This window comes from Methanomassiliicoccus sp. (assembly GCA_012719175.1).
Taxonomy (GTDB): domain Archaea; phylum Thermoplasmatota; class Thermoplasmata; order Methanomassiliicoccales; family Methanomassiliicoccaceae; genus UBA6.
Genome location: JAAYAX010000014.1, coordinates 60,934 through 76,045, shown reverse-complemented (window position 1 = coordinate 76,045; position 15,112 = coordinate 60,934). Strand labels below are relative to the sequence as shown.

13 protein-coding genes and 1 tRNA gene are annotated in these 15,112 nt (G+C 57.3%); 7 read left to right on the top strand and 7 right to left on the bottom strand.

Annotated features, from left to right (window positions below):
• Window positions 1-2: 2 nt before the first annotated feature.
• Window positions 3-1,229, bottom strand: a complete 1,227-nt coding sequence (locus GXX95_10725) for an NTP transferase domain-containing protein (protein NLT38610.1) — start codon at window positions 1,227-1,229, stop codon at window positions 3-5.
• Complete coding sequence (gene glmM / locus GXX95_10720) at window positions 1,226-2,527, bottom strand: phosphoglucosamine mutase (GenBank protein ID NLT38609.1); 1,302 nt, start codon at window positions 2,525-2,527, stop codon at window positions 1,226-1,228. Before glmM ends, GXX95_10725 begins: the two co-directional genes overlap by 4 nt.
• A gap of 262 nt (window positions 2,528-2,789) precedes the next feature.
• Here glmM and GXX95_10715 point away from each other — a divergent pair, with 262 nt between their 5' ends.
• On the top strand, window positions 2,790-3,002 hold the full coding sequence (locus GXX95_10715) for a hypothetical protein (GenBank protein ID NLT38608.1): 213 nt from the start codon (window positions 2,790-2,792) through the stop codon (window positions 3,000-3,002).
• Between the two features lie 36 nt (window positions 3,003-3,038).
• On the opposite strand, the gene GXX95_10710 is transcribed toward GXX95_10715, so the two are convergent.
• Genes GXX95_10710 through ppk1 form a run of 4 tightly spaced genes read right to left on the bottom strand, consistent with a single transcriptional unit; the run spans window position 3,039 to window position 9,443 of the window.
• Window positions 3,039-3,482: a 3'-phosphoesterase gene (locus tag GXX95_10710; GenBank protein ID NLT38607.1), complete on the bottom strand. Its 444-nt coding sequence runs from the start codon at window positions 3,480-3,482 to the stop codon at window positions 3,039-3,041.
• Window positions 3,483-3,527: 45 nt separating this feature from the next.
• Window positions 3,528-5,090, bottom strand: a complete 1,563-nt coding sequence (locus tag GXX95_10705; protein ID NLT38606.1) for a Ppx/GppA family phosphatase — start codon at window positions 5,088-5,090, stop codon at window positions 3,528-3,530.
• The gene (locus GXX95_10700; GenBank protein NLT38605.1) at window positions 5,087-7,375 is read right to left on the bottom strand and encodes a CHAD domain-containing protein; all 2,289 of its coding nucleotides are present in this window, start codon (window positions 7,373-7,375) and stop codon (window positions 5,087-5,089) included. Before GXX95_10700 ends, GXX95_10705 begins: the two co-directional genes overlap by 4 nt.
• Entirely contained in the window at window positions 7,362-9,443 is a 2,082-nt protein-coding gene (gene ppk1 / locus GXX95_10695; protein NLT38604.1) for a polyphosphate kinase 1, read from the bottom strand. The genes GXX95_10700 and ppk1 overlap by 14 nt, the downstream gene beginning before the upstream one ends.
• A 218-nt stretch (window positions 9,444-9,661) precedes the next feature.
• On the opposite strand from ppk1, the gene GXX95_10690 reads away from it, so the two are divergent.
• From GXX95_10690 to GXX95_10665, 6 genes are all read left to right on the top strand, one after another.
• Window positions 9,662-9,745: transfer RNA gene (locus tag GXX95_10690), tRNA-Leu, on the top strand.
• A 419-nt stretch (window positions 9,746-10,164) separates the two neighbouring features.
• Window positions 10,165-10,560, top strand: coding sequence for a hypothetical protein (locus GXX95_10685; GenBank protein ID NLT38603.1), 396 nt, complete (start codon window positions 10,165-10,167; stop codon window positions 10,558-10,560).
• A gap of 402 nt (window positions 10,561-10,962) precedes the next feature.
• On the top strand, window positions 10,963-11,199 hold the full coding sequence (locus GXX95_10680) for an IS110 family transposase (GenBank protein NLT38602.1): 237 nt from the start codon (window positions 10,963-10,965) through the stop codon (window positions 11,197-11,199).
• Between the two features lie 40 nt (window positions 11,200-11,239).
• Window positions 11,240-11,560: a multidrug efflux SMR transporter gene (locus GXX95_10675; GenBank protein NLT38601.1), complete on the top strand. Its 321-nt coding sequence runs from the start codon at window positions 11,240-11,242 to the stop codon at window positions 11,558-11,560.
• Between the two features lie 40 nt (window positions 11,561-11,600).
• Window positions 11,601-11,945 (top strand): multidrug efflux SMR transporter, encoded by a 345-nt coding sequence (locus GXX95_10670; GenBank protein NLT38600.1) that lies wholly within the window; start codon window positions 11,601-11,603, stop codon window positions 11,943-11,945.
• Window positions 11,946-12,174: 229 nt separating this feature from the next.
• Window positions 12,175-13,653 carry a PQQ-like beta-propeller repeat protein gene (locus tag GXX95_10665; protein ID NLT38599.1) on the top strand — a complete coding sequence of 493 codons (1,479 nt, stop codon included), beginning with the start codon at window positions 12,175-12,177 and terminating at the stop codon, window positions 13,651-13,653.
• A 95-nt stretch (window positions 13,654-13,748) separates the two neighbouring features.
• Here the strand turns inward: GXX95_10665 and GXX95_10660 are convergent, their stop codons facing one another.
• Window positions 13,749-15,095, bottom strand: a complete 1,347-nt coding sequence (locus GXX95_10660; protein ID NLT38598.1) for an MFS transporter — start codon at window positions 15,093-15,095, stop codon at window positions 13,749-13,751.
• Between the last annotated feature and the right edge of the window lie 17 nt (window positions 15,096-15,112).

The window sequence follows — 15,112 nt, the reverse complement described above, 5'->3', positions numbered from 1 at the left end:
CCTCACAATATTTTGCTCCCCGGACCCACGTTCCCGCGGGCGATGGCCCCCGGCCCGATGATGGAGTTCTCGAACACGATGGTGCCTGGATCGATCATGGCATTGATGCCGGTCTTGACATCGTCGCCCATGATGACACCCAGCTTTCTCCGGCCGGAGTCGATGAGCTGCCCCTTGAAGGTAACCTTGACGGGCTTGTCGTCGAAGCGCAGGTTGGCCACCTTGGTACCTGCGCCCAGATTGCACCTCTCTCCCAGTATGCTGTCGCCGACATAGTTGTGGTGAGGCACATGGGTCTTGGACATGATGATGGAGTTCTTAACCTCCACCGAGGCGCCCACCTTGACGCCCGGACCAAGGCAGGTGGAGGCGCGAATGTAGCAGTTGGGACCGATGTCGCAGCCTTCGGATATGTACGTGGGTCCCTCAATGTAGGCGCCGCTCCTGATCCGCGCTCCCTGCTCCACTACCACCTCGCCCTGGAGCACCACGCCGGGTTCGACGGTGCCCTCGACCCGCCCCCGGATGCGGGCCATGAGGATCTCGTTCGCCCTCAGGAGGTCCCAGGGAAGGCCCACGTCCATCCACCCATGCTTCAGTTCCTCGATGTGAACGCAGTCACTCTCGGCCAGGGTGTTCAGGGTGTCGGTGATCTCGTACTCGCCCCGTACAGATTTGGGGGTCGCCTTGATGGCGGCGAATATGTCGGGATTGAACACGAAAGCCCCAGCATTGATCATCTTCGTCGGGGGGACCTTGGGCTTCTCGTGGATGCGGACCAGGCGGTCGTCCTTGGCCTCGATGACACCGAAGCGCTCGGGATGCTCCACCGCGACCGTACCCATCACATGAGCCCCTGTTGACGCATGCTTTTCAATCATGCTCTTGATGTCGTCCTGGAAGACGATCACGTCACCATTGATGCAAACGAACGGTTCATCTATTGATCCGTCAGCGCATCCGATAGCGTGCGCGGTGCCCATCCGCTCCCTCTGCTCCAGATATTTGATCCGAAGCCCGAGGCGGGATCCGTCACCGTAGTATTCCTTGATCTTGTTGGCCTTCCAGCCCACTAGGATGTAGATATCCTTGACGTCGAGGGCCGAAAGGGCTTCAAGGACATGGGACATGAACGGCCTGCCCGCCACCAGCAGGAGGGGTTTGGGTGTGTTGGTGGTGAGAGGTCGCAGCCTGGTGCCCTCTCCCGCAGCCAGTACCAGGGCCTTCATCTCAGGCACCTCCCTACCATGTCCGAGGCGATGTTCGAAAGCCTCTCCAGCTCCGCGCGTTCCCGAGCCTCTACGGTCACCCGCAGCTTGGGCTCCGTGCCTGACAAACGCACCAGGAACCACCCATCAGAGTACTCCGCACGGAAGCCGTCCAACGTAAGCACGCGTTCGCAATCCAGTTGTGATGCGGCAGAGGCCAGGCGTTCCTCCACTACCTGCCGATCACGGGCCTCGAACAAGTGGGACGTTCTCTTGGCGGGATAGGAGGGCAGGGCATCGACCACCTCGGATAGCTTCTGTTCCGAGGCCATCTTTGCTAACAGAGCGCCGGCGTACACTCCATCTGGACAGTACGTTTCCTGGGGGAAAATGTAGGTGCCGGACGGCTCCCCTCCGAACTCCAGGGAGTGCTGCTTCAGCGCTTCGGCCACGTACACGTCCCCCACCTTGCACCTCACGACCTTGCCTACCAGGTCGTCCAGGACCATCGAGGCGTCCATGGGCGCGACCACTCCCTTAACCTTGAGGGAGCTGGCGAACAGGGCGATGAGACGGTCACCATCGATGAACCGTCCCCGGTCGTCCACCGCCACCATGCGATCCCCGTCACCATCATGGGCGATTCCCACATCCGCCTTCTTCTTCAGCACCAGCTCCTTCAGGTCCTGCAGCTGGTCCTCGGTGGGTTCGGGGGTCCTCCCTGGGAAGAAGCCGTCGGCCTGACAGTTCAGGGTGGTGAGATGGCAACCAAGAGTTCTAAGAGTCCGGGGACTGACCTCGAAGGTGGCCCCACAACCGCAGTCCAGGACCACCTGGGCGGATGCGGAGCCCAGGGCCTTGGAGATCGCTTCTACGTGCCGCTCCAATGCCCCCTCCAGGTCATATGTCGTACCCACATGCCGCCAGCTCTTTAGCTCGAACGCCTTGTTGATTATCCTGTTCTCCACCTCGGTCATCTGGAGAGTGTCGAAGGCCGAACCGTCCGGATTCCACAGCTTCACACCATTATATTGAGATGGATTATGGGAGGCGGTGACCATGATGCCGCAGTCATACCCCGCGGCCTCCCGGGCCAGTGTGGGGGTGGACACCATTCCGGCATCGTGGACGTTCGACCCCATGGAGGTGGCCCCGGCGATCAGCGCCTGGGACACCATCATGCCGGTGGTCCTCGTGTCCCGACCGATCACGATCTCATGGTTGTTGCTGGCGACCGCCTCGCTGATGCTGATCGCGAGGTCCGGGGTGAAATCCTGACCGATGACCCCTCTTATTCCCGATGATCCGAACAAGGACATGATATCAAGCCGTTCCAGAAGCATACAGAACAGGAATAAAACTATTGATGACCAAATTATCGGTTATAATTTTATAGATAATATGGCCAGGCTTTTTCAACTTTCTACCAAAAAAAGCGTTGATTGCCCCCCTTTCACCAACCTTTTTGGATACTGGCTCGTCAACATTATAGGATAAATATTATATATGCGTCCTAGCCATTACTATCTGGGTCGTATGGCCATCATCGCCCACAACGAACTAGGAGGGAAATCATTGGTCATGGAGCAGATTAACGTCGATAAGGCCAAGGAAATAGCTAAGAAGAAAGGTCTAAAGCCCGGCAGGGTAAAGGGAACGAACGGAATTCAGTTCACCAAGGGATCCAACGACCGCCTGGAGATCATCCCCTGGGATGAGTTCGAGAAGACGCTCAAGTCCAGAGGACTGGGTGTCTTCGAGAGCGGTGGCTGGATGAAGATAATGAAGAAGTGAGCCCCCTTTCTTTCCAAACCATTTTTTCAGTTTTCTTCACTTTGTCCTCATGACCAGCCAGTTCTTTGCCGAGGACTCCTTTCCCTTGAACCTCACCAGAGCATAGGTGCCATTAAGCCTCCTGCCGTTCAGCTTGAAGACTATAGTGTCCTCCCTCCTCTCTAAGAGCTGGAAACCGCCCTTGTCGAATATCTCCACCCTGCCCGCTCCGTACTCGCCCTCTGGTATCTCGCCCTCGAAATCACCATAGGAGACAGGATGGTCCTCGGTCTGAACTGCCAGTCTCTTGACCTTTATCTCCTCCGGCACTCCCTTGGGGACCGCCCAGCTCTTAAGCGTCCCGTCCAGCAGGAGCCGGAGATCGTAATGGTGGCTGGAAGCATGATGATCATGCACTACGAAGAAAGGCTCGTCCGACTCCCCGCCCGACTCTGGTTCAGGGGTACGGGAGAAGTCGCGCTTGTCCTTATACTCCTTCAGCGGAGCGTTCATGATCGTTGTTATGGACCGACAAGGAAATAATCGTTATGCGGCCCCTCGGACCCTGACCTTGAGGCTGCGGTCGAACGCCCTGTGGAATGCCTTCTGGTCATCCTCCAGCCCCCATACCTCCAGAGAGGCGTCGACATCGGAGACGACCTCGAGGACAACCTCGTTCTTGCCCTTCTTCGTGAACCCCACCTTGGACACCAGGCCTGCGTGGCTCCGGTCCAGGGTCTCGGCCAACCGCAGGAACGCGGACATGGTTATGATGTTCTCCTGGGTCCGTCCATCAAGGCCTACCATTCCGGGGTCCTTGCGGCGGGGCGGGCGCTTCCGATGGTACAGTACTAGGTTGGCCATGATGGCGATCTCCCGACCCTCGAAACCTAGCAGGTCTGCGTTCCTCACTATGTAGTAGGAGTGCGAGTGGTGGTTGTCAAAGGAGATGAAGTCCCCCACATCATGTAGGTACGCGGCATACTTCAGGAGCTCCCTTTCCTTAGATCCCAGAGCGTGCAGGCCGATCTCCCTAGCGCTGTCGAAAAGCTCCAAGACCAGCTTCTGGACGGTCTCCGCATGCTGCTCGTCCACATTACACGATCTCCCCAGCTGGAGAACGCTGGTCTCGCGGACCGACATACGCTGGGCGTGCGGGTATCCCTCTATCCCAGAAAGGTAGTCGACCAGCATCCCGTTGAGGACCCCGCGGTCACTGACGTTGAGCTCCTCTATGTGAAGCTCCTCCATGAACGTCTCCAGTATGGCCGCTCCTGCGATTACTATGTCCGCTCGTTCGGGATTGATGCCCGGCACCAGCCTCCGGGAGGCGAGGTCCAGGGACCGCAGCATGGCCGCCAACTTCTTCAGATGGGTGAAGCGTAGCACGTTCGGCCTCCCTCCGTAGGCGCGAGCGGCCATTTCCGCCAGGTTCACAATGGTGCCCGAACTCCCCCAGACCTGGTCGTACTTGACCATGGACGCTGACCTGACCGTGTGGACCATGATCGCTAGGGCATGACGCTTCATCTTATTGTACAGGCCTTCGTCCACAGCCCCCTTGTGCCCGTCAGGGATGAACATCGAGGTCGTCCTGATGGCCCCCAGCCTGAGGCTGTCGAGCATGGAATAGCGCTCCTGGTCGCCGATGATGACCTCAGTGCTTCCGCCCCCGATATCTATGAACAGGGCGTCCCGCGTCCCCAGGTCCACGCATGAGCTAACTCCCAGGTGGATGAGGCGGGCCTCCTCGATCCCTGAGATCACCCCCAGCTCCACTCCTGTTTCCTCTCTCATGCGCTCGACCAATACGTTCTGGTTGGTGGCCTCCCGCGCAGCTGAGGTGGCGATCATGATTATCTCGTCCGCGCCGTATGCCTTGGACAGTTGCACGAACTTCTGACATACCAGGACGGTACGGTCCATGGCCTCCCTGCGGAGGGTGTTGTCCCCGAACTCGCTCTCCCCCAGACGAACCACCTCCTTCTCCTGGCTTATCAAAGTGTATGAGCAATTGGGGTTGAGGCGTACCACCATCATACGTACAGAGTTCGTGCCGAGGTCTATGAACGATACCACGTGGTCGGAGCGGGGGGTCCAGTCGTTCATGCCCACCTCACCTTCCGCCCGAAGGTCGATTCGAACAGGTCGCCCTTCCTGAGGTTCAGCGCCGCTGGGTCGACGGCCCCTGCGGACGGTAGGACCTCCAAGATAACCTCATCAGGAAATATCGTGCATTTCACATCCTTCACTCTGCTGTCATGGAGGTAGTCGAGGCCGTCTGCGATGCGGAGGATGGAGGCGAGAACGAACAGACGGTGGCGACCCTTATCATTTAAGGGTTCGAGCTCGGGATCATCGCTGCGCGGTGAGCGCTTCCGATGGTATCGCGCGAGGCACGCCACGATGTGCCTCTCCTCCTGGCTCAGAGGCAGAAACATCTCCTGGATCATCCGGTAACCGGTGCGGTGATGACCCTTCAGACCTTCGACGGCCCCAACGTCATGCAGCAGGCAACCGACCTCGAGGAGGAACAGGTCCCTGGAACCCAGACCGTGCAGGGGTTTAAGCTGTCGGAAGAGGGAAGATGCCAGGCGGAGGACGCTCTCGGCATGGGGGTGATCTACATTGATCTCCCTCGCGATGCCCCTGATCTTCTCCAGACACCATGCTCTGTCCCCGCCGGGGGCGCACCGTTCACGGTCCAGGTCCCGACCGGACATGCCCCTTCGCAGGGTCTCCCCCACCTCCTCCGGAAGGCCCTTATCGCGTAAGCCCTGGACCGCCGCTTCCACATCGTACTCCACCCTCCTCAGGTCCACGGAGAGATCAACGGTGTTCAATATCGCGTATGAGGCCCGGGGGTCACCGTCGACGGGGCGGCCCACGCTCCCAGGGTTGGCAAAAAGCACGCCGTCCACGCGACGCACGAACGCGCGATGCGAGTGTCCCACCAGTACGATATCGGCCTCGGCGATATGAGCCAGCTCCTTAAGCCGCTCTTCAGGAACGTCCGGGTCCAGGATCTCCCGGGGACCCCCCGGGCTGGCATGGACCAGCAGCAGCCTCTTTCCGCACAGGTCCAGACGCAGCTCCAAGGGCAGGGAGGAGATGAAGTTCAGGCTCTCCTCGGAGAGGTCCTTGACCGCCGCAGCGATGATGGCCTCCTTCACGGAACGGGCCGGCGACTTCTTGGACGAACGGGACCGCTTGAGCACTTTAAGATCGAAGTTACCTGCCACGGAAAGGAAAAGGTCACCGCTGAGGGCTTTCACCACCTCCTCCGGGTAAGCTCCCGAGCCCACCATGTCTCCGAGGTTGATGAACGATCCCACACCCTGCTCGCGGGCATCGTCGAGGACGGCTCTCAAGGCATCCATGTTGCCATGGACGTCGGAGATGATGGCAAGTTTTGCAGGACATCGAGGCCCCACCATGGGGATCCCCGGTGTCTTCTGGGACATGCCCGACCGGAACCTTTCAGGGACGGTCTCGAAGAACCGCCGCTGACGGAGATCTCCCCATTTCTCAGAGAACCTGGCGTAGAGTCTCTCGCGCTCTTGCGAGCGATCTGTCCTGATAGCTTCCAGGCCAGGCATGATGGTGGCAGCGTCGGTGCTTCCAGGGGGCATCAGGTCCTGGGACCAATTGTCAAGGCCATCAAGCCAGACATCACAGTCGTGCATCTCCCCCAGAAGGTCCTGGATGTCCTTAAGGGCCCGGATCTCGCTCTTCAGCTCGTCATCGAACAGGGGCCGGAACGCCTCCAAGGTGTACCGTAGCCTCTTGATGGCGATGCGAAGCTGGTGGTGTTCGGACTTGGCCTGCGGGTCCGCCACGCACCCCTCTAGCCTAATCACCTCGGCCAAGCGGTGAGAGACATGGGCGGACCCCGCAGCATAACTGGGCCGGCCTCGAACGTTCGCCTTAACGACTTCCAGTCGCTCCACCATCCTAGACAGGCGGTCCTCGATGTCCTGCAGTACACCCGAACCGTCCATCTCGTCGAGAGCGGCCACCACGTTTACCTGTTGTTCAATGCGCTGGGCCTGCTTCATCTCCAACAGCAGCGAGATCCCCTTGTCGAGGAGCTCATCGCTCCCTTCCAGCAACCCGCTTAGGTACTCTATCTGGACGTCGGCATCGCGGGCTTCGCCCAGAGCCCTGGTGAGCCCCTTTATATCTCTCCTCCATTGATCGTACTGGCTCTTCTTGAAGCAGGAGCTGAAGATGGGGAGCCCTGAGCGCACCCGGCGTGAGGCCACCCGCATCTGGTGCACTCCCTCGACCTCCATGTTCTTGGCGGCGAGGGACTGGCGCTTCATCTCAGCGACATGCTGCAGCAATAGTGTGGCCCCCAGGAGGCAGAGTCCGGGGTCCTCACCTTTCCCCATGCCACGCTCCCCTATTGACCAACAACCATTCCTGAGAGTCGAACACCTTCTCACCCTCGCGGGGCGAGACCCTCGTCCACTCCCCACTGGGCTGGAGCTCGCGGGCCTTAACGTTGTCGCGAAGATGGGCCTCCAGAATGCACCTCACCAGGACCTTTCGCAGACGCTTCTCCCTTACAGGGAATAATATCTCCACCCTTCGGTTCAGGTTTCGCGGCATCATGTCCGATGAGCCCAGGAGAACCTCGGCGTCGCCGCCGTTCCTGAAGTAGTAGATCCGGGAGTGCTCCAGGAACCTGGATATTATAGAGGTCACCCTGATGTTATCGCTTATCCCGGGCACACCAGGCCGCAGGCTGCACAGCCCCCTGACGTTGAGGTCTATCTTCACCCCTGCCATCGACGCCCTGTACAGAGCCTGGATAATCCCCTTGTCGATGAGCGCGTTGACCTTGAATGCAATGTACCCATCGCCGTGCAGCTGGTGCCTGGCGATTTCCCGATCGATCCGCTCCATGATGCCCTTCCTTATCCCATTGGGCGAGACCAGCATCTTATTGTAATCCTCCCTCTGGCTGTAGCCGGTCAGAGCGTTGAACAGGTCGGCCACGTCCGCTGTTATCTCCGGGTCCGCGGTCAGGTATCCTATGTCACCGTACGTCCGGGCGGTCTTGGAGTTGTAGTTGCCCGAGGACAGATGGCAAATGCGTATGGGCCCGCCTCGACCCCTCTTGACGATGAGGCACATCTTGGCGTGGATCTTGATGTCCACGGGACCGTAGACAACATGCACACCGGCCTGCTCCAGCTGCCTCGCCCAGGATATATTGTTGGTTTCGTCGAACTTCGCCTTGAGTTCCAGGACCGCGGCCACGGCCTTGCCGTTCCTCCGCGCCTCCATCAGCGCCTCCACCAGCGGGGAGTTCTGGTCGATGCGGTAGAAGGTGATCTTAATGGCCATAACGTCTGGGTCCACCGCCGCCTGCTGCAGAAGGCCGACCACCGGCTGGAACGAGTCATAGGGGTGATACAGCACTACATCGCGCTCGGCGACATTGTTGAGGATGGTCTTCTCGTTGGCCAGCAGCTTAGGGGTGAAAGGCAGGAAGGGCGCGTCCTTGAGGTCCGGGCGCTGCACCTCGAGCATCTGCCACAGGTCTACCAGCGCCAGGGGTATGGGCGATCTATAGATGAGCTTGGGGGGAAGCCCCAGCTTGGACGCCAGCAGCTCGGCAACACGCGGAGGCATGTTTGCGTCCACCTCCAGGCGCGAGGAGTCGCCCACCCTGCGCGATTCCACCCCCTCCTCCATGGCCGTCAGGAGGTCATGGGTCTCGTCCAGCTCGATCTCGAACTCCGCGTCACGGGTCACGCGGAAAGGGTACACGGCCTCCACCCTCACCCCGGTGAACAGCATGTCCAGGTTAGAGGCCACCAGGTCCTCTACGAAAACGTACTGAAGCTCTTCCTTGCGGCCCTCACCATCATCTTCAAGCTTTACCAGCCGGGGAAGAAGGCCACCACCCGGGACCTTTACGCGGGCGAACTTCTCGTGCCCCATGGAGTCGCGCACGACCACCGCGAGGTTGATGGCCCCGCCTGATATGAACGGGAACGGATGGTTCAGATCGAAGGCGAGAGGTGTCAGTATGGGGAACAGGTTCTGCTCGAAGTAGGCGCGCAGGGAGGCCCTCCTCTCCGAGGAAAGCTCGCTAATGCGGAGTATGCTTATCCCCGCGGCGCTCAGTTCTGGTAGGAGCTTCTCCTCCCAAACCCGACGGTACTCCTGAAGCAGATAGTCAACACGCTCATTGATGGCATCCATCTGTTCATCGGGGGTCATGCCGTCGGCAGGCGCCTCCAGCGCACCCTTGGCGGACTGGCGGATCAGTCCCGGCACACGGGACATGAAGAACTCATCAAGATTGCTGCCGCAGATGGCGAAGAACTTAGCTCTCTCCAGCAGAGGCTGGGTCATGTCCTCGGCCTCCTCCAGCACCCTGCGGTTGAAGTCGAGCCAACTAAGCTCCCTGTTTATGAACAACCGTGGATCACTAAGGGTATTGATTTCTGTGCTGTCGGCGTTTGGGCCTTTGTTGCTTCCGTATGGGGCTCTTAGCTCCGTCAATCCCTCACCCGATGACACAATATCGAGGGGGGATATAATCGTTCCATTATTTTTCCTGAGATATCTGGCCGGTCTCTAACAGACTTCCGTGAGCACCATTCTGGAGTGGTCACGAATCATAAGATTTATATTCCAAGCCATTATAAGGAGGGCTACAAGCAGGGGTAGCCAAGCTTGGCCAACGGCGTAAGATTCAGGGTCTTATCCTTAGTGGTTCGGGGGTTCAAATCCCTTCCCCTGCACTTCTTTTGAACTATCAAATTACTCATCTGTTTGTCGCTTTAATATTAATTTTATTTATACAAACTACTTCTACCATTTTATCAAGACAGCTTACGAAGGAATAGTCTTTGGAGGCTGGCTCTCACTTCTAAAAAGATGTATTGACTATGAATGAAAATGCTAAGATCGATATACTATTGAGATAAGATTCACGTATAGTCGACCTTGACAACTACCAGAATTGGCTCGTTGATCTCAAGGCTTGAACCCCACCTATCATGCCGCCCATGGGAGCACGGTCGACAGACCTCATGCATTACTAGGGGGGTGTACACATGGTCTCATATACACCCATTATTGCTGGAAATCAATATACCGATAACCGACACTCTGGGTTAGGAGGCCCCATCTGTGGAGATGGACCTGAGGAGGAAGACACATGAACGACCTGGCGCAAACGCACGACATAATGCATCTGACCAACAAGGACATTCCAAAGACGGCCTTCATGCTGTCGTCCTTCGGGGCAATGCTGATCCTCATTGAGGGATTGTTCGCAATTTTCTTCAGATCGATCATATGGGCCATCGCGGTGGACATCTGGGTAGGGATTTGGGTCGTCTGGATAGGAATCATTCTGGTCATGATCGCTGCCATCATCGGCGGTTCGACGACGGCCCTGGTGCTTCGCCCCGGCTTCCATAAGGCTGAAGGGGCCACTATCATGACATTTGGTATCCTCGGCCTGATCTTCGGTGGAGGCTATATCATTGGGTCGATCCTTTGCATCGTCGGCGGGCTCATGGCCATCATGTGGAAGAAGCCAGCGGCCTGATGCCGTCGCGCGATCACGGAAACCTCTTAACTTCTATTTTCAACCATAGGCTAAATATGGGAGTCGGTAGCCTCTCCCTCTTTCGCCGGCTTAGCGAGCTGCGCCACGCCGAGCGTCACCTGTTTGTTGTCCGGACGTTGGTCTTTGGATAAAACGTACCTGGCAATTGAGGTGATGTCTCATTGTACAAGGTGGACGTTAAGTCCATGAGCACGTCCATATCTGGAACGTCCAAAAGCTTCAGGGCCGCGTCCTGAGTCTCACGAAAGATACGTTCCCTATTATATCCTAAGATCCCCTCCGCGCGGTACGGCAACCTGATGGCGTGTCCAAAGAGGTCCTCCGCTGATTTGGGGGTTGGATACAACAATTAAAAAGCGGGAGGACCATGTACTTCAAAGGGTGGATGCACATAAGGAGGACACTCAGGCTTGCATCCTGGATACGAACAGACGACCTGTGTGCAATGACCGCTTACCAAACGATGTCGCGTACATCGGTCGCTTCTTTGAGAGGATAGGGACGAAAGATAACGAGCTCAAGGTGGCCGTGGAGGCCGCTGGGTTCTGCTTCTGGATCTCTGGTTGCATCGTCACAAGGGGAACGAACGCCCTACGCGGAACAACCATCCATCGGTAAGTTTTATGAGAGGTTCGGGCATCAGGCGGGCATGCTCTCTCTGGCCTGGGCCTCCCTCATCTTTGCAGGACTAATGGAACCATGCTGGGTGATCGGTATGAAGATGTCCAAGGGTTTCAGACGCCTCAAGTGGACCTTCACCACGCTGGTCTTCCTGTTAGCCAGTATGTATTTCCTGTCCCTGGCCATCGATCTAGGCCTGCCAGTCGGGACCGCTTATGCGGTCTGGACGGGTATAGGTTCCGCCGGAGCCCTGTTGGCCGGTGCGGTCCTCTTCAAAGAGAAGATCACCCTGATGAGGTCGCTTTTCGTACTGCTCATGGTCATTGGAATAGCCGGAGTACAGCTTACGGCAGGTTGATGACTTGTCCCGAATTGTCTCGGCTAGTAACCTCCCCCCCTTGCTCAGGAACGGTTGGTCCATCCTCCTCGTAGCCGGTGCTTTCGAGCCGCTGTGGCTGATATGTATGAAAATGTCTGAGGGATTCACCCAACCTCTTTGGTCCGCTGCGACCATGGTCCTCCTGTTCATCAGCATGTACCTTCTATCCGTGGCACTGAAAAGTCAGTTGCCCATAGGGGCCGCCTACTCCATCTGGGTGGGCATCGGGGCGATAGGTGCGCTCATTGCTGGAATAATACTGTTCGAGGAATCGTCCGATCCCGTTCGCCTTGGATTCGTGCTGATGATCATCACTGGCGTGGTGGGGGTGCAGATCACCACGAGGAAGGACAATAAAGAATAGTGAGCTGATTCAGGCATGCTTAGGTCTTGAGGCTGTCGGCCGATGATCACTTAATTCCCATAAGGTAGAGCGATCATCAGGCCATATTCAATTGCTCTGTGCGAGAAATATTTCCTCGGAGTGCTGGCACCTACAAAAAATTCAGACAGATCTCAATATCATTTTTGACTATTAGGACGGATAGTTAATAAATGGACTACCGGACTCCCGAGCCCAGGGGAGAACGTTGGTGCAAGGTTCACGGGGACTATCGTCCATCCTTTTCGTGGCCTTCATTCTTTTTATACCGGGCATTGTCCAGGCCAATCCGCTTGGAGAGTCCAGCACTTTGTTAGGGCAAAGCCATTCCTATGCTATCGATAGCGGCTCCTCGGGGATACAATGGAAGAGCGATGACCTTTTCTACGGCACTCCGACCCTGGCCGCCGACGGCACCACATATGTTTTGGTGGCAGAGGTCGATAACAACGATATGAAAAAATCCGTCGCACTACGTGCTTTAGATCCCAGCGGCGGTAAGAAATGGGAAACACCGATCAATGGTGCGAGCACCGATCCAGTGGTGGACAGGGAGGGCAACATCTATCTTGTCCTCCAAGCGTACGACATCTCCAATAAAACCGACTCCAGGTTAGTATCTTTCGATCCCCAGGGGGGGATCAGGTGGATCCTCAACCTATCGGTCCTCATCTCAAGCAGTGAGGCTGCTATGGGGACACCTGTGATACATCCAGATGGGGATGTGCTAGTGCCGCTCTTTAATCCGTATAATTCGATGCAAAGCCTGAGTCAACTTTGGTCCATAGATGATGAGGGAAAACTCCTATGGACCTGCGATATCACGGGCACGATAGACGGCTTGTATGTAGGACCGAGCTCAGACTCTACCATCTACATAACATCGTACAGGGGGGTAGTGCATGGCATCAACCCCAATGGCACATTGGCGTGGAGCGGAAAATACTATCTCAATGAGAGGGCGGTCTTCATCGGCTCCCCATCTGTGGTCGGCCCTGATGGTGCCCTCTACATGCCTGTCGGCCTATTGGATCCTGACACTGAATGGCGCGATTATTCTTTACCCACAGAGATAATGGTCATCGACCCCAGCGGATCTGTATTATTGAGAACCTCCTTGTTCTCCGACTTCGAGATGGTCTCCGACTTCACATTTGGTCTTACCGGAGTCTCAAGCAATGGAACAATCTTGGGTTACAACGGATGGGGATATGGTTATGACCCCTACGCAGTAACCGATCCCTCGGATTATTCCATCCCCTCTAGGGCATTTGCCATCTCCCCGCAGGGAGACATCATTTGGAGCTACGAACTCCCCACTGACGAAGTCTATTACTCTCCACCAATGCTCGCCGAGGCTACCCTGTATCTCTTCACTCAGAACTCAACAGGAGTGGGGAAGATCGTAGCATTGCAGACTAACGATGGAATCCTTCTAGGCACCTATTGGGCACCGAACAAGCTATGGTTGTCAGGGCAAGCTACCGGTTCTAACGACCGCTTCCTCTACCTTGAAGGGACATTCAGGGGTGCGGAGGAAGGCATAATCACCCTCGTCTCTACCATCGGCCTTCCTCAAGCCCCCGTGGAGAGGCCTCTGGACCTCGCCGCCGCTACTCTCGCCTGGGGCTCCATCTTCGGACTCATGGTGGGCGGGGGCTACTACGCCACTCATAAGAAGAGGATTTGAGATCGATCCCTCTCATTGACCGACACGTGTTGTCCTGCCCCTGCCTCCGACCGTGAACTCAGGCACCGCACATTCCGATTGACCGTTCCTCAACATCAGGTGGTGCTTCCATGCTCCTTATCAGGCGCCTTGGGAGCATTCTCATCCGAGTACCCATTGTCGGCATCGATGCGGCTAAGCACTGCCAGGCTAACCACCAGGATGCATGATGCGGCCACGAACACCACTGGATACCCCAGGTATTGGGCGATGAAGCCTCCCATGAGCGCTCCCACCACCGCGGCCACTCCCTGCATGGCGCTGTACAGGCCGCTGGACTCCGCCCGGCAGTTGGGCTTGCAGCAGTTGGAAACGATGTAGTTGTTGGAGACGGAGATAAGAGCCCAGGCGAAGCCGACCATGGCGTGCAGGGCGCAGAACACTGCCACGTAACCGACCATGGGAATATCGACGAGGGTCACAAGGAAGAAGGACGGGAACAGCAGCGTCCGCGCCGTCACTCCCCAGGACTGAACCTTCTTGCCCCCGAACCTGGTCGCCCACTTGCCCACCCGCGTATATGTGAGGGCGGATGCTGTGGAGGAGGCCAGGTAGACGATGAAGACCTCAGTGCTGCTCATCCCCACGTATTGCTTTAGGTAGGTGGGCAAGCCCACGTAGAAGGTCAGGAACCCCATGAACGTCAAAAGAACGTAAACGTAGTACTTCCTCAGGTTCGTCGGGAAGTTCTCTGGGCGCAGGTGCTCGGAGCTCAGCTTGAGGGTGTGTATTACGCGCTGGGGAAGGAATCGCATACGCTCGATGTGGAACATGGGGACGTGGTGCACCCATCCATTGATCTTCGAGCGGTCGATGGTCTCCGACGGCTCAGGGACCCACCTGTAGGCAAGGAACATGGACACCAGCGCCAGACCGGCGGCCAGGAGGAACAGGGCCCTCATCGCCGAGGCCTGGTCCCCATCCGTGAAGGTTCCCAGCCACACGGTCCCCAGCACCAGACCCAGGACCCAGCCTACGCCGCCCACCTTACTGAAGCTGGCAAGCTGCTTGGCCCAATCCTCCTTCCTGAAGGACTCCAGTATGAGCACCGTCCCCACAGGAGAGGCGGCGGTGACCAGCATTCCCATGAGGACGTTGGCTATCACGTACTGGTAGAAGTTGGTGGACAGCCCCATCAGCAGCAGAGAGAGCGCCAGACCGCCGAAGCCGATAAGGACGAAGATCCTCCTCTTTTTCGCGGTGTCGGAGAGGTCCCCCCATATTATATGGGACGGGACCGATGCCAACGAGGTGGCAGCGCTGATAAGTCCCACCTGCGCCACCGAACCCGCCAGTGCCTCCGTCACGAAAAGCGGTATCAGCGTATTGGTGCTGCCGCTGGACATGTTATACGGGAGGAATGAATAGTACCACTTATCACTCCTGCCCTTATCGACCGTCATCCCTGTGCATCCCGGTC